Origin of the sequence: Paenibacillus alginolyticus DSM 5050 = NBRC 15375 (genome assembly GCF_000422905.1) — a bacterium.
GTDB lineage: Bacteria > Bacillota > Bacilli > Paenibacillales > NBRC-103111 > Paenibacillus_E > Paenibacillus_E alginolyticus.
The window spans coordinates 36,600-51,972 of the sequence record NZ_AUGY01000021.1 but is presented as its reverse complement, the minus strand read 5'-3'; the positions used below and the strand labels follow the sequence as shown (position 1 = coordinate 51,972).

Below are 15,373 nucleotides of genomic sequence, written 5' to 3'. Positions count from 1 at the left end.
CTTTCCTTAAGAAAGCTTTCTTCATAATAGTAATGCGAAACAGATTCTAAGTACGTGTCATTATCCATAATCATCATATTGTGCATCAGCCTATTTGGTGACTAGTTTTTGCTTAATTATCCCAAACAAAAAAAGCCCCATCGGGAGCTTACGTAAGTAGAAATTTATAACCGACACCCCAAACCGTCTTAATATATTTCGGTTCTTTGGGATCAGCTTCTATTTTTTTGCGAAGGTTTGCGATATGTACATCGATTGCACGTTCGGTTACATAGGAATCGAAACCGCGGACCCGGTTTAGAAGCTCCTCTCGACTGTATACTCGTCCTTGATTCTGCCAAAAAAGTTTCATAATTTCAAACTCAGAGAACGTGGTCTCTATTACTTTGCTATGTACAAAAAGGCAGCGCTTCTCTAGGTCCAGATGAACGACTTGCTCGTTCGTATCGGTAGTTTGAACTGGCGGAGGAAAGGCATGTGAACGTCGCAGTAATGCTTGTATTCGTGCTGACAGTTCCCTCATTGAGAATGGTTTACATAGATAATCATCAGCACCAGTCTGCAGGCCTTTGACGCGATCGGAGACCTCATTTTTGGCGGACACCATAAGAATGGGGATGGTTGACGAATTGCGGAAGTCCGTACATAGCTGAATCCCGTCAACATCAGGCAGCATAATATCAAGCACGATGACATCAGGTTCGAAATCTCGGAATAACACTTCGCCTTGACGGCCCGTTTCCGCACGCATGACTTGATAGCCTTCTTCGTACAAATAAATCGACATCATTTCACCAATGCTTAAATCATCTTCAATAATTAAAATCTTAGACATAAACGTTCCCCCCCTCCTTTTCCTTCAAAAGGTTCGGTGCTCGATATGCCGGACGCAACATTCGATCCTATATATGCATGTTATCATTATACATTTTGTGACGTCCAGTTTAACTTTATAATTAGTTCCTTTGTATGAAAAAAAAGAAGCTGGACGGTACTTGACGCCTAGTTTCATAGGTCAAGTCATCCAGCTTCCTTTTATAGAGTAGGTCCGTGTAATCAAGATCATACCGTTAAATGCTTTCGTACTTGATCTTCGCTCAAATGCTCGGCATGACCTTCGGCGGCAATGGTTCCTCGGTCCAATACATAATAATAATCGGCAATGCTTGTAGCGAACTCGAGGCTTTGTTCTACCAGCAATACAGCAATTTCTCGACTGCGTTTGATTGATTCAATGATGGCTTCAATTTCCATGACGATAGAAGGCTGGATCGCCTCCATCGGTTCATCCAGCAGCAGCAGCTTGGGGCCTGGGGCCAAGGCACGGGCTATCGCTAGTTGCTGCTGCTGCCCGCCGCTGAGGTCGCCTCCTTTGCGGTGAAGCATTTGACGAAGCACGGGGAAAGTGTCGAAGAGAGAGTCAGGGAGTTTTTTTCTACCATCTGTTGCAGCTTCTAGACCAAGCAGCAGATTTTCCTCGACAGTAAGCTGCGGGAAAATTTCGCGGCCTTGCGGCACGTAGCCGATCCCTAATTTGGCTCGTCGATCCGGAGGAAAGGACGTCATGTTCCGTTCGTTAAAATGGATCGTGCCGGACTTCGGCTGAATGAGTCCCATGATGCTTTTCATGAGTGTGGATTTCCCTACCCCGTTGCGGCCCATAAGACAAACGATTTGTCCAGGTTTCACCTCAAGGTTCACATGGCGTACAATCCTACTCTCACCGTAACCTGCTTCTATCTTCTGAAGGTTAAGCACCTCGCTCCACTCTCCTTCCTAGATAAACCTCAGCAACCTTATTATCACTTTGAATTTCCTGCATCGTGCCTTCCCGAAGTACGGTTCCTTCATGAAGTACGGTGACTGTTCTAGCGAATTGACGAACAAATTCCATATCATGTTCAACTACGATGATCGTTTGATTAGCCGCTATTTCGTGCAGCAGCTCACCTGTTTTCTCGGTTTCGCTATCTGTCATGCCGGCGGCAGGCTCATCCAGCAGCAGCAGATCGGGCTCCTGCATGAGCAGCATCCCGATTTCTAGCCACTGTTTCTCGCCGTGAGAGAGTGACCCTGCGCGCTCTTTGACTTTGCTCTGCAAGCCAATCATCTCGAGTCGGAGATGCAGGCGTTCCCGCTGTTCACTCGTCGTCTTGGTCCATAGTGCGCTAAGGAGGCCGCGCTGCTGTTTCATAGAAAGAGCCAAATTTTCAAAAACGGTTAAGGTTGAGAAGACAGAAGGCGCTTGGAATTTACGTCCAATGCCGAGCTGTGCAATTTGGTGTTCTTGGTGTTTGGTAAGATCAATGGATTTTTTGAAAAAAACGTGACCATGCGAAGGCTTCACTTTCCCGCAAATGACATCCAAGAGCGTTGTTTTACCTGCTCCGTTCGGTCCAATAACAAACCGGAGCTCGCCATGCTGCAAGGAAAAGTCCAGATTGCGTAAGGCTTTAAATCCGTCAAAGCTCACTTCAAGCCCTTTAACGCTAAGGATTTGCTCGCCGGTTACAGGTTGTTGTTTCGCTAATTGTCCTGGCATTGGGATGTTCCCCCCTTCAAATTTCATAACATTAAGGATGTAGTATATAGTCAGCTTGCTTCATGCGATGATGAAATCGGCTTAGGGAGATCTGGTTTTTTCCAATTGGAGGTGTAGTGTGTAATCGTACCGACGATTCCTTTGGGCAGCATCAGTACGACAATAATGAACATGGCTCCGAGCATAATAGGCCACCAAGCGGGGTAAGCTTCGCTAAACGTTGTTTTGGCTGCATTGGTGATTAATGCGCCGAGAACGGCGCCCCCAATCGTTGCACGACCTCCGATAGCCACCCAAAGAACCATTTCAATAGAGGGGACAATGCCCATTTGTGCGGGCGAGATAATGCCTTCCTGAAGAACGAAGAGCACACCGGCAAGTCCGGCTAAGCCTGCTGAAACGCAGTAAATGAATACTTTATATGTGACTGGATTGTAGCCAATAAAGCGAACCCGATTTTCCCCATCACGTATGGCTGTGAGAATGTTCCCCATACGACTGGTGACGAGCAGACTGCAAAGGATAAGAACGACAACAACAACAGCTAAGGTGAGATAGAAAAATAGTAATTTCGTAGATTGTGATTGGAGATTTAATCCAAGAAAGGTAGTGAAATTGGTTAGTCCGTTAGTTCCGCCTGTATAGCCTTGTTGGCCAACGAATAGCGTGACGGTAATAATGACTAACGCCTGAGACAATATGGAGAAGAAAGCACCTTTGATACGATTGCGAAATGTAAAATATCCTAAGATGAATGCGACGATCATTGGCACGATAAGGGCGAGAAGGAATGCTGCGCCTGCCTGTTGGAATGGAACCCAGAACCAGGGTAATCTCTCAACGCCGCTCCATGACATGAAATCCGGCAGTTGGTCTGGCGTCGCGGCGAGCTTAAGATGCATGGCCATACAATAAGCGCCAAGTCCAAAGTAGACACCATGGCCGAGGCTAAGAATGCCCGTATAGCCCCAAATTAGATCAATTCCCATGGCAATGATGGCATAAGCGAGAAACTTGCCAAGAAGGGAAAGTCGGAAGTCTGACATGAATAAAGGAGCCAAAGCAATAGCGATCAAAAAAATGCCATAGACGATCAGTTTAAGCTTGGATTGTCCCGTTAAGAGCATGGAAGATGCCACATCCTTTCTTCAATCTAAGGATCTTGAACGGATCGTCACAAGTCCCATCGGTTTCCATTGCAAGAAGGCGATTATGAGCGTAAAGACTAGCACTTTACCAAGCGTAGCACTTGTTGTGTATTCCAAAGCTGTGTTGAAAACCCCAATACCTAATGCTCCTGCCACGGTTCCAATCAGCTTACCGATTCCGCCTAGAACAACAACCATGAACGCATCCACAATGTAATATGTGCCTATGGTTGGTCCAATAGGTCCAAGCAGTGTTAAGGCGCATCCGGCAATTCCTGCCATAGCGGAGCCAAAAGCGAAGGATTGAGCATCTACTCTGCGTGTGGAAATACCAAGACAAGCAGCCATTTCACGATTTTGCATAACAGCTCTCATGCGTCTTCCTCCGGCTGAGTGGTACAGGTACATATATATCACCAAGATACACAGCGCAACCAAAGCAATAATAAAAAGGCGCTTGTAGGGGAGAATGAGGTCGGCCGATAGATGAAGTCCGCCTTCCAACCATTCGGGCGCTTTGACAGCCACATTAGGAGCACCGAAAATAGTGCGCGCAAGCTGCTGCAAAGCAAGGCTTACTCCCCATGTAGCAAGCAGGCTGTCTAGCGGTCTGCCGTACATGAATCGAATGAGAACAACTTCGAGCAGCCAGCCGACAAAGAAGGCTGCTGCAAAGGCGACACCTAGCGACACGATGAAATACCATCCGAAAGCGGAGGCCGGTAGAAACTTCTGGAACCACTGCTGGACTAGATAAGCCATATAGGCGCCAATCATGATGAATTCACCGTGTGCCATATTCATAACATTCATTAAGCCGAATGTAATCGCAAGGCCAATGGCAATTAACAGCAGAATGGAGCTAAGGCTTAGACCGTTGAATAATTGAAGAAACAGCAGACTCATGGAAATCCCTCCCAGTAAACCCCAAGTAAACAAAATAAACGTCTACCCCGTCCTTCTCGGACGGGGGCGTTTATCCTGAAATATAGCCGACTTATCGTGTGAAACATATAAATTCTTATATTTTGGTGAAATCCAGGACTGCCGTTAGGCAATCCTGGCTCCAATAACTATCTTTATTTTTTCGTTACTTCTCCGCCCCAAGGGTATGTTTTGAGGAAAGGATCTGGTTTGAGTGGTTGGCCGGAGTTCCATATTTCTTTGATTTGGCCATCAGCCGTAATTTGACCGATACGTGCCGTTTTGGAAATATGCTGGTTCTCTCCATCAATAACCACTTTACCTTCTGGTGCGTTAAACTCGATACCTTTGGCAGCAGCTTTCACTTTCTCTACCTCAAAGGATCCTGCTTTCTTCACAGCTGCAGCCCATAAGTATACGGCCGTATAGCCTGCTTCGATCGGATCATCCGTAACACGGTCTTTGCCGTATTTAGCTTTGTAAGCTTCAACGAATTTTTTATTCTCAGGTGTATCGGTTGTTTGGTAGTAATTCCAAGCGGTATAGTGTCCATCTAAGACAGAAGCTCCAATACCGCGAACCTCTTCCTCAGCGATACTTACGGACATTGTTGTTAGATCTTTGGATGAAATGCCTGCATCTTTCAATTGCTTGAAGAAGGCTACGTTACTGTCGCCGTTCAGCGTATTGAAAATGACATCCGGCTTCTCTTTTTTGATTTTACTAATGATTGTATTGTAGTCCGTGTGTCCAAGCGGTGTGTATTCTTCGGCTACAAGCGACCCGCCTTCAGCTTTCAACTGCTCTTTAATAATTTTGTTGGCTGTTCTTGGGAAAACATAGTCGGAACCGAGAAGGTAAAACTTCTTGCCTTTGTTTTGAAGAAGCCAAGTTACAGAAGGGATAATTTGTTGGTTCGTTGTAGCGCCTATGTAGAAGATATTAGGTGATGATTCCACGCCTTCATACTGAACCGGATACCACAGTAATCCTTTGTTTTGTTCGACGACCGGAAGCACGGCTTTGCGGCTGGCAGATGTCCAGCAGCCAAAGATCGTTACGACGCTGTCTTTTTGCAGTAACTTCTTAGTTTTCTCTGCAAAAGTCGGCCAATCGGATGCACCGTCTTCAATCACGGGCTTGATTTTTTTACCTAAGAGTCCCCCAGCTGCATTAATTTCGTCAATCGCCATAAGTTCAGCATCTCTTACGGATACTTCGCTAATGGACATAGTGCCTGTGAGGGAGTGAAGAATCCCGACAGGTACAGTTTCATCCTTCGTCTCCGCCTTAGCTTCAGCGGCTTTGGTCGCCATAGGTGTAGTTGTCGTGGATGTAGTTGGCTCTGTTTTTGCACAGCCAGCCATGACCATCATCAAAGCCATACTCAAAGCGACTGTGAGCTTACCTTTGTTTCGTATCTCTCTCATTCACGTCCCACTCCCTTTGCTTACAAGATTTGGATTACAAGGCTTATGATAAAGTGCAAAACAAGTTAATGTCAATATACATGACATTAAACAAGTTTTTTTTGTTAATAGCGCACAAATACCGGCCATTTCTTTGTTAAAATCACATAAAATACGAAAAATGACTTCAGAAACCAATGTTTTAATGTCATTATATCTAACATAGATGATTTACAATCATGGAATACACGAATATAATAAGGATAAAGGATTACCATTATTCGGATTTTAATGAGGTGAAGATGTGCATTTAACGGAGAGAGAAAAAGAAAAGCTGCTCATTACTGTGGCTGCAGATCTAGCACGCCGAAGACTTGCCAGAGGCTTGAAACTGAATTATCCCGAAAGTATAGCGCTGCTAACATCCGAAATTATGGAAGGAGCCAGGGATGGATTGACCGTTGCTCAATTGATGGCATTCGGTACAACGATTTTGAGAGCAGAGCAAGTCATGGAAGGTGTGCCTCAAATGATTCATGAAGTACAGGTAGAGGCTACGTTTCCCGATGGGACCAAATTAGTAACCGTACACGAACCAATAACCTAACTATACAAATGATGAATCGAAAGGGGCGAGAAGATGGTTCCAGGCGAATATCGAACAGTCAAGGGATATATTGAAATGAATATAGGAAGACAAACGGTTAATTTGATCGTTACGAATACAGGAGATCGTCCCGTTCAGGTGGGCTCGCATTTTCATTTTTTTGAAGTGAACAGAGCTTTGGACTTCTCGAGAGAACAAGCCTATGGCATGCGTTTGGATATTCCCGCGGGAACAGCTGTCCGTTTTGAGCCGGGAGAACAGAAACCTGTTCAGCTCGTTGAACTTGGTGGAGCCAAACTTTCTTATGGACTAAATAACTTGAGTAAAGGCTTAGCAGCTAATGGGAATATGTCAAGTGCTGCGCGAGAGAGATGGCAAGCATGGGAGGGGAAGCCCGGTGAATCGAATAGATCGTAAAAGTTATGCGCTAATGTTCGGACCTACTACGGGAGATGCCATTCGTTTGGCTGATACCGAGCTTTGGGCACAAATCGAGCATGATTACACCGTTTATGGGGATGAATGCAAGTTCGGCGGAGGCAAAGTCATTCGCGACGGAATGGGGCAGTCCAGTGGAGCTACCCGTGACCAAGGTGTCTTGGATACCCTGATTACGAATGCGGTCATTATTGACCACTGGGGTATTGTCAAAGGTGATATTGGCATCAAGGATGGTCATATCGTGGGGATCGGTAAAGCGGGAAACCAAGACATAATGGATGGCGTACATCCCGATATGATCGTTGGAGCGAGCACGGAAGTTATTGCAGGTGAAGGTAAAATTGTAACCGCAGGCGGGATCGACGCTCACATTCATTTTATTTGTCCCCAGCAAATTGAAACGGCGCTTTCCTCTGGCGTGACGACGATGATTGGTGGAGGAACAGGACCAGCGACAGGGACGAATGCCACAACTTGTACGCCAGGCGCATGGCATATGCAGCGTATGTTGGAGGCAGCTGAAGCTTTCCCTATGAACTTGGGGTTTACGGGAAAAGGCAATGCTTCTTTTCTAGCTCCGTTGACGGAGCAAATTGAAGCGGGAGCAATTGGTTTGAAGCTTCATGAAGATTGGGGAACGACACCGGCAGCAATCGACACTTGTCTCGAAGCCGCAGACCAATATGATGTTCAAGTAGCTATTCATACCGATACACTAAATGAAGCGGGATTTCTCGAGGATACGCTCGCAGCTATTAAGGGCCGTACGATTCATACGTATCATACCGAAGGAGCAGGCGGAGGGCACGCGCCAGATATTATCCGCGCAGCTGCTGAGCTTAATGTACTACCGTCTTCGACAAACCCGACACGTCCATACACGATCAATACGATTGAAGAGCATTTGGATATGCTCATGGTGTGTCATCATTTGGACAGCCGTATACCTGAGGATGTTGCTTTCGCGGATTCACGGATTCGCCCAGAAACGATCGCTGCCGAAGATATACTTCATGATCTAGGTGTATTCAGTATGCTAAGCTCGGATTCTCAGGCCATGGGGCGGGTTGGCGAGGTTATTATTCGTACATGGCAAACAGCCGATAAAATGAAGAAGCAGCGTGGACCGCTGGCTCCCGATACGGAAGCCGGCGATAATTTCCGAATTAAGCGTTACATCGCCAAATATACGATCAATCCGGCGATTACGCATGGGATTTCTCACCTTGTCGGTTCCATTGAGCCTGGAAAATTCGCGGATATGGTCATATGGAGCCCGATGTTCTTCGGAGTTAAGCCGGATCTGGTTCTCAAAGGCGGCAGCATTGCTTATGCACAAATGGGAGATCCGAACGCTTCAATTCCAACGCCGCAGCCTGTATTTGGACGTCCGATGTTTGCCGCTTTTGGTAAAGCTTTGACGCAAAGCTCGATTACCTTCGTCTCTCAAGCCGCTTATGATCGTGGCATCGCTGAGAAATTAGGGCTGCAAAAGCGTGTCGAGCCTGTGAAAGGATGTCGCGATATTTCGAAAAAAGACATGATTCATAATAACGGCACGCCTTCTATAGAAGTAGACCCAGAGACCTATGAAGTGAAGGTTGATGGGAAAGCCATTACTTGTGAGCCGGCGACCGAACTGCCGATGGCACAGTTATATTTCTTATTTTAAAAGAGTGGGAAGTCCCCGATCGAGGTGACGACATAAAAGCGATGACAACAAAGACAACGACATTCACGGAAGAGATAACGCCTAGGTTTCACTGGCTCGCTTATCAGCAGCTTCTAGATTCAGCCTTGCCCATTGGCGGATTCTCTCATTCCTTTGGTTTGGAAACGCTCATTCAGCAGGAGCGACTAACAACGATTGAAGAGCTCGAAGCTTATATTCGCACGATGCTCGCAACTAGTTGGGCACCGTCAGATGCGATGGTAATCAAAGCTGCCTATACCCATATTCCAAGGCAGGAATGGAATCAGCTTTGGGAGATCGACCACATGCTGCATGTGCAGCGTGTATCGAGTGAAGCGAGGAGCGGCGTTCAAAAGATGGGCCGCAGGCTGCTCCAGCTTTCGCGCTCGATGTACCCCGAGCTGAACTGGCTGCCTCTTGACGAAGCTGTGCAAGCCGGCCGCAGCAGCTCTAATCATCCGATTGTCCATGGATGGGTGAGCTATCACCTCGGTGTGCCGTTGAATCAAGCGGCGGAAGGCTATCTGTACAGCTGTATCATGACCTGCATCAACAGTGCGCTCAGACTCATGTCCATGGGGCAAACCCAAGGACAAATTCTTCTTGCGAAGCTGCTTCCTTTGACAGGAAGCGAGTGGCAGCGTGTAGCGCATATGGATCCAATGGATGCGTATACGAACTCGCCAGCCGCAGATCTGGCCATGATGCAGCATGAAACGCTGTATTCGCGATTATTCATGTCTTAATCATATCTTTAGGAGGAATGACTATGTGTCAAGGTCAAGGTCATCATCACCACCACTGGGAGAAACCTGCTGTTGATCGGAGTCGCCCTATGCGTATTGGAATCGGCGGACCTGTGGGTTCTGGCAAAACAGCGCTAGTGGAGCGTCTGGCTCGTAAACTCAACAACCGCTACAGTATTGCGGTGATTACAAATGATATCTATACGAAGGAAGATGCCCGTATTTTGATTAGCTCCGAGGCACTGCCTGAGGAACGCATTATTGGGGTAGAAACAGGCGGATGCCCGCATACAGCGATTCGTGAGGATGCTTCGATGAATTTCGAAGCCATCGAAGAGCTGGAGAATCGATTCGAGAATCTCGATATTATTTTCATCGAGAGCGGCGGCGATAACTTGGCTGCAGCGTTCAGCCCAGAGCTGGTAGATCGTTTCATCTACATTATCGATGTCGCCCAAGGGGAGAAAATACCGCGCAAAGGCGGTCCCGGCATTATGCGTTCCGATATGCTCATTATCAACAAAATCGATCTAGCTCCGTATGTAGGCGCCAGCCTGGAAGTAATGGATTCGGATACGAAGAAGATGCGCGGCGACCGTCCTTATATTTTCTCCAACCTGATGGGCGGTACAGGGGTGGACGATATTGTCACATGGGTGGAACAGGAGTTCAGCCATGCCTAGCTTGACCGGGGAGATTCAGGCGGAATTTGCGGTACGCAGCGGCAAGACACAGCTGGTCCACAAATACCACGCCTCCCCGCTCAAAATCGCCAAAACGTTTCGTTACGTGAACGAAACGCTGCTACATGACGCCAATCCTACGGATCAATTAGGCGTCTATATGATGGACTGCTCCCCAGGACTCATGTCGGGGGATCATTACGAAATCAACGTGCGCCTTGGAGAGGGGGCACGTGTTTTTCTAACGAACCAATCGTTCACGAAGGTTCATCCGTCTGAGGCTGGTCACGGAAGCACCCAGCGACAGACGCTGCATTTGGAAGAAGATGCGATGCTGGAATACATGCCAGAGCCCTTAATGCTCTATAAGGATGCTTGCTTAGCAGCAGAAATGGATGTTCATTTAGCAACCGGGTCAGTGTTGATTTTCTCGGATGTTTGTTGTCCCGGACGAACGCAACGAGGCGAAATATTTCAGTACTCCCGTTATATGAATCGTATGAAAGTTTGGTACGGTAAGGAATTGATTTTTTATCAGAATCAAAGAATTGAACCAAAGACTATGCAGCTATCAGCACCAGGTTGCTGGGAGCGGGAAACACACCTCGGTAATCTGTACATTTTCTCTGATCGTCTTAAACAACGTCATCTCGAGGAAGTATTGGGGAGTCTTGAGAAGCTGGAGGGTGTAAATGTCCGTATCGGAGCCAGTCTTACGTATAAATACGGTTTAATCGTCACCGTCATGGGAAGACATGCATGGGAGTTACAACTGACTTTGTCGAAAGCATGGCATGATATTCGCCGCAGCTTATTAGCATTAACGCCACTAATGGTTAATAAATAATAGGATTAAACTGTGTAGGGAGCCCTCGGGGGCTCCTTTTTACATGGAATCGAATGTTCCAATCATTTTCCACGCATACTGGAAGGAGAATCGACAATATAATGACAACTGGCTGCACTTCATTGTCAAACGATGTAGGGGTTGGTATGATGGGAATGTTCATAATTAAGTTTGCTCGGAAATTCGACATAGAGGAGGACGTTTACGTGGAAAATCAAGTTAGCTACGAAAGCGTTTCGAACGGTTCGTCACAAGGGACCATGGGGACAGAATCCATAGAAGCTAGCAATAGGCAAGCATCGGCTGAGCCGGTGACCTTGAAAGATTTCTATCGCTTGGTAAAGCCAGGCATTATTTATTCCAATTTAATGACAGCCTTTGCTGGATATTGGGTTGCTGCCCATTGGGATGTAAGCTGGGTACACCTTATTATGACCATGCTAGGAACAGCTCTTGTCATGGCAGGTGGAACGGTGCTCAACAATTATTTGGACCGTGAAATGGATGCGAAGATGGAGCGTACGCAGAATAGAGCTCTTCCAAGCGGGAGAATGAGTGCGAATGTCGTTCTATGGTACGGTATTATTTTAGGAACGATCGGTCTGGGAGTCCTATATTTTGGAGCACAGTCGCCGCTTGCAACGTTGATCGGACTGATTGGCCTGTTCTTGTATGTTTGGCTCTATACAGCTTGGTTTAAGAGAACTTCGGTATGGAGTACATTCGTTGGGGCATTCTCTGGCGCTACACCTCCCGTTATTGGATACTGCGCTGTAAGTGGTACCGTTGATCTAGGTGCTATTCTCCTTTTTGCTTTCTTATTCCTCTGGCAGCCTCCGCATTTCTGGGCTCTTGGGATTCGCCGTATGGAAGAATATCGCGCTGCAGGATTCCCGCTTTTACCCGTCGTGAAGGGGACTTACGTGACCAAGATCAGTATGGTGCGTTATGTGGTTTTACTTGTTCCTGTAACTGTTATGTTAACGGCTTATGGGTATGTAGGTTACTTGTTTTTATTCGCATCAACGATCTTAGGATTGATTTGGGCTTTCATGAGTATCAAAGGCTTTAAGGCAACAGGTGAGGCCGAAGTGGTATGGGCTAAGCGTATGTTCCTATTCTCTCTATTGTATTTAACGCTTTTATCGTTCCTCATGGTCATTGATACTGTGAAAATTAGTTAGAATTGAGGGCTGAAGTCATGAGTACGTTTATCGGGAAAAATTGGTTTAAGCTAGCGCTAGGCGCTATTTTAATTGCCATGATTGCATCATTTGCCTATAAATTATGGGCTAATAGCAGTGAACCGGACCAACGCTTAACAGCTATGAAACAAGCTCCTTCCTTTCAACTTCAGGATTTAGACGGTAAACCCGTTTCCTCTCAGGATATGGATGGTAAGGTTAGACTTGTATATTTCTTTTATTCGTTTTGTCCGGATGTTTGCATGCCGACGACTTTCTTACTGTCTCAGGTTCAGGAAGCTTTGAAGAAAAAAGATTTACTTGGTACTAAAGCGGAAATTGTTTCGATAACAGTCGATCCAAAACGAGACACACCGGAAGTGCTTAAAGAATTCGGAAACCGATTTGAATCGAAGCCAGTTCCAGGTGGGTGGACGTTCCTGCGTGGTGAGGAATCGAAAATTCACAAGCTTGCTGAAGATTTTGGCATTATGGTGATTAAAGAGAAGGATGGTAATTTCTCGCATTCTAATGCAATTTTGCTGGTTGACCCAAAAGGAAAACTCCGGAATTATTATGATGCGAGCAACCCAGAGTTGGATGTTGACCATATTGTCAAAGATGTCGTGACCTTATCTAAAGGAAAATAAGTCAATCATTCATACAATTAACTATTCAAAAGCAGGGTCTGGAGCAGGGTATTTGATATACTCATCCAGCCCTGCTTTTTCTAATTGCTGAATAATGTATTCCTCAGGTGTTCCTTCCACGCCAGCATACCCTCTGCGCGTATAGATCTGTTCTGCATCTGGAAACGTTTCTCGCAATAGAAAACGTATTTTTTTGCCGGAAGCGTCATTGTCCGTAAATATGAAAACAGGATTATCTTCCGCTTTTTTTCTCAGTTCCTCTAGAGTTAATGAGCTGGGGGTACCGAACGTACAGAGGATTTTGACACTTTCATCCACGACGCGTTTTAATCGGCTTTTATCATTTTTACCTTCTACAATGATGACAATCGACATGGGATTTCCTCGCTTTAGGTTTTTTTGTAGTATAACCGGTTTTCGCAAGTGATCCAAGGATTTCATTCGACGATTAGGCGAAAATGTTGGTGTCATTTCCCGGGAAATGACAGGGATTTACAGCGCAAAAGACGGCTTGATAAGCTCAAGCCGCTATTTTATTGGGAAATTACGTCGTGATAGGCGTTTTAAATGAGCGCAGCGGTAAGAGGGAAAGCGCCAGCATTAAGATGAAGAACGCGATGAAGTAAGAGGAAATGTGGTCGCGAAGCTGTCCTGCCATCATTGGACCGATAAAAGCGCCAACGGAATAGGAGATGGAAAGAAGGGAAAAGACGCGTCCGTATCGATTGCTGCTTGTTATACTGGCAAGAAGGGCAGCGAGAGCGGGATAAATGACACCTTTCGCCATTCCGATTAGGAAAAGAGATACAGTGAGCGGTATCGGCCACTGAATGGCTAGACCGAAGAAAACGACCGCAAGCGATAAGCTCCCGCAGACAGTTCGGATAAAAGGGGGGATCTTATTTAAGAACCAAAAGCTGATGCTTAACAATGCCCCTAAACTGATTAATGTGAAAAAAACGCCAGACGTTAAGATGGACTCTCTGGCCGACTTCATTAATGGAAGCTCAAAGAAGAGAATGCCTTGCGAGCAGGAGAGTGCCATCGGAATGAGAAAGAATAACCATGGAATCGTTATGCTGGCGGGCAGATCTGATTCATCTCTCAGTATGCCATGACCATGATGATCTAAGATAGGAGATTTGCTCCCTGTTTGGGCTAATAGCTGTTTTTCTTTCACGCCGAAGATGGCAAGAACACCTGTGATAATAAGAATCCAACCTAAGACCGAGAAGGCTGTTGTAAACCCGATTTTGGCAACTAATACAGCGCCTGCTGCTGGAGATACCACGGAAGCAAGGGTATGAATGAGACCATTGCCAGTCATCAGTTTACTTTGATGGATGCGATCCTTGGCTATGCGTGCAAGCAGCGATAAGCAGGCAGGGGACAAGAAGGCGAGTACGAATCCGCTGATCGAACGAATGTATAGCAAGTGCCAAGGATCTTTCACATTGGATTGAAAAAGTAAGATGATCCCTGCTACAATCAGGCTAAAGACAATAAAGATCTTACTTCCGTATTTGTCCACGCCATACCCAGCGATTAGATTCCCAGGCAAATGAGTGATCGAGTATACGCCCATAATGAGCCCTATAAATGAAGGAGCTGCTCCTAAAGATAAGGCGAAGGGAGAAAGAATCGGGTACTGTGCGTGTAAATCAAAAAAAGCAACAAACATAAATAAGTACAACCAAAGAGCTGTTCGCATGATCTCACCACCTCAATCATTTAGACTTGTCTCTTCTTAAGTTGTACGCCGCTCGTCCCATAGATATGACCTTTCCATACAAATGACACAATTCTGTTTATAGGAGGCTTTATGGACGCATATATGATTGTTTTACTTGCTGGGGTGGCTATTTTCCTGGTTTTTCGGTTGAGACAGTCTTTTCGAAAGACGAGAAGCAGAATCGATAAAACAGAGGAGATAGAACGGAAGTTAGCCCTGTTAAGGAAAAAAAGAGATGAAGATTAAGGATTTCCTGTAGTATGATAGGAAGGGACTTTTGGATAAATAGGAGGGGTTAGTATGGATCAATGGATATCCTTTGCGCAGGATCGTTGGTACTTAATTGTAGCTGCTATTATTGTGCTTTTTATCGTGATCGGAATTGTGAAAACCGTGGTGAAATGGATTCTGGTCATCGCGATTGTTGGAGCTCTTGTCGTTTATGGAGCGAGCTATAAGGATAAAATAAAGGATATTGGGGCAAGCGTGGTTGCGCAAGTCGGGGATGAAATCAAAGATAAGGCTGTCAGTACGTTGACCTCGGAAGCCAAAGATGCAGAGTTTAAAGCGAATCCCGACGGTTCCTTCCTCATTACGACGAAGAGCTTAAAGGTGGAAGGCAAAGCAGGGTCGGATGAAGTACAAGTCACCTTCCTTGGTAAAACATTTAAGATGAATGCTAACGCAGCCGTTAATGCTTTCATTGAGCAAGCGAAGAAAAACGCTAAGCAGTAAATGGAGTAAATGATATGAAAAAGATAGGATGG

At 46.0% G+C, this 15,373-nt stretch carries 17 protein-coding genes; 9 read left to right on the top strand and 8 right to left on the bottom strand.

Going from position 1 to position 15,373, the window contains the following annotated elements:
* Window positions 1-148: 148 nt before the first annotated feature.
* From G519_RS0111550 to urtA, 6 genes are all read right to left on the bottom strand, one after another.
* Window positions 149-835 carry a response regulator transcription factor gene (locus G519_RS0111550; protein WP_029194813.1) on the bottom strand — a complete coding sequence of 229 codons (687 nt, stop codon included), beginning with the start codon at window positions 833-835 and terminating at the stop codon, window positions 149-151.
* A 227-nt stretch (window positions 836-1,062) separates the two neighbouring features.
* On the bottom strand, window positions 1,063-1,758 hold the full coding sequence (urtE, locus tag G519_RS0111545; RefSeq protein ID WP_029194812.1) for an urea ABC transporter ATP-binding subunit UrtE: 696 nt from the start codon (window positions 1,756-1,758) through the stop codon (window positions 1,063-1,065).
* Entirely contained in the window at window positions 1,751-2,542 is a 792-nt protein-coding gene (gene urtD, locus G519_RS0111540) for an urea ABC transporter ATP-binding protein UrtD (RefSeq protein WP_051253335.1), read from the bottom strand. Before urtD ends, urtE begins: the two co-directional genes overlap by 8 nt.
* A gap of 50 nt (window positions 2,543-2,592) precedes the next feature.
* Window positions 2,593-3,669, bottom strand: coding sequence for an urea ABC transporter permease subunit UrtC (gene urtC / locus G519_RS42730; RefSeq protein ID WP_084160129.1), 1,077 nt, complete (start codon window positions 3,667-3,669; stop codon window positions 2,593-2,595).
* Between the two features lie 21 nt (window positions 3,670-3,690).
* Entirely contained in the window at window positions 3,691-4,596 is a 906-nt protein-coding gene (gene urtB / locus G519_RS0111530) for an urea ABC transporter permease subunit UrtB (RefSeq protein ID WP_029194810.1), read from the bottom strand.
* A 173-nt stretch (window positions 4,597-4,769) separates the two neighbouring features.
* The gene (gene urtA / locus G519_RS0111525) at window positions 4,770-6,044 is read right to left on the bottom strand and encodes an urea ABC transporter substrate-binding protein (RefSeq protein WP_029194809.1); all 1,275 of its coding nucleotides are present in this window, start codon (window positions 6,042-6,044) and stop codon (window positions 4,770-4,772) included.
* 283 nt (window positions 6,045-6,327) lie between these two features.
* On the opposite strand from urtA, the gene G519_RS0111520 reads away from it, so the two are divergent.
* The 8 genes from G519_RS0111520 to G519_RS0111485 all read left to right on the top strand — a co-directional run bounded on the left by G519_RS0111520 (window position 6,328) and on the right by G519_RS0111485 (window position 12,874).
* The gene (locus tag G519_RS0111520) at window positions 6,328-6,630 is read left to right on the top strand and encodes an urease subunit gamma (protein WP_029194808.1); all 303 of its coding nucleotides are present in this window, start codon (window positions 6,328-6,330) and stop codon (window positions 6,628-6,630) included.
* A 33-nt stretch (window positions 6,631-6,663) separates the two neighbouring features.
* Window positions 6,664-7,047: an urease subunit beta gene (locus G519_RS0111515; RefSeq protein WP_029194807.1), complete on the top strand. Its 384-nt coding sequence runs from the start codon at window positions 6,664-6,666 to the stop codon at window positions 7,045-7,047.
* Between the two features lie 13 nt (window positions 7,048-7,060).
* Window positions 7,061-8,743 (top strand): urease subunit alpha, encoded by a 1,683-nt coding sequence (ureC, locus tag G519_RS0111510; protein ID WP_036632735.1) that lies wholly within the window; start codon window positions 7,061-7,063, stop codon window positions 8,741-8,743.
* A gap of 41 nt (window positions 8,744-8,784) precedes the next feature.
* The gene (locus G519_RS0111505; RefSeq protein ID WP_051253334.1) at window positions 8,785-9,510 is read left to right on the top strand and encodes an urease accessory protein UreF; all 726 of its coding nucleotides are present in this window, start codon (window positions 8,785-8,787) and stop codon (window positions 9,508-9,510) included.
* A 23-nt stretch (window positions 9,511-9,533) separates the two neighbouring features.
* Complete coding sequence (gene ureG, locus G519_RS0111500; protein WP_029194804.1) at window positions 9,534-10,193, top strand: urease accessory protein UreG; 660 nt, start codon at window positions 9,534-9,536, stop codon at window positions 10,191-10,193.
* Complete coding sequence (locus tag G519_RS0111495) at window positions 10,186-11,040, top strand: urease accessory protein UreD (protein WP_029194803.1); 855 nt, start codon at window positions 10,186-10,188, stop codon at window positions 11,038-11,040. Before ureG ends, G519_RS0111495 begins: the two co-directional genes overlap by 8 nt.
* Window positions 11,041-11,246: 206 nt before the next feature.
* Complete coding sequence (gene cyoE / locus G519_RS0111490; protein WP_029194802.1) at window positions 11,247-12,224, top strand: heme o synthase; 978 nt, start codon at window positions 11,247-11,249, stop codon at window positions 12,222-12,224.
* A gap of 17 nt (window positions 12,225-12,241) precedes the next feature.
* Entirely contained in the window at window positions 12,242-12,874 is a 633-nt protein-coding gene (locus tag G519_RS0111485; RefSeq protein ID WP_036632708.1) for an SCO family protein, read from the top strand.
* 21 nt (window positions 12,875-12,895) lie between these two features.
* On the opposite strand, the gene G519_RS0111480 is transcribed toward G519_RS0111485, so the two are convergent.
* Window positions 12,896-13,249 (bottom strand): toprim domain-containing protein, encoded by a 354-nt coding sequence (locus G519_RS0111480; RefSeq protein ID WP_029194800.1) that lies wholly within the window; start codon window positions 13,247-13,249, stop codon window positions 12,896-12,898.
* A 169-nt stretch (window positions 13,250-13,418) separates the two neighbouring features.
* Window positions 13,419-14,585, bottom strand: a complete 1,167-nt coding sequence (locus tag G519_RS0111475) for an MFS transporter (RefSeq protein ID WP_029194799.1) — start codon at window positions 14,583-14,585, stop codon at window positions 13,419-13,421.
* A gap of 321 nt (window positions 14,586-14,906) precedes the next feature.
* Between G519_RS0111475 and G519_RS0111465 the strand changes: the two genes are divergently transcribed.
* Window positions 14,907-15,341, top strand: a complete 435-nt coding sequence (locus G519_RS0111465) for a hypothetical protein (protein WP_029194798.1) — start codon at window positions 14,907-14,909, stop codon at window positions 15,339-15,341.
* Window positions 15,342-15,373: the final 32 nt, after the last annotated feature.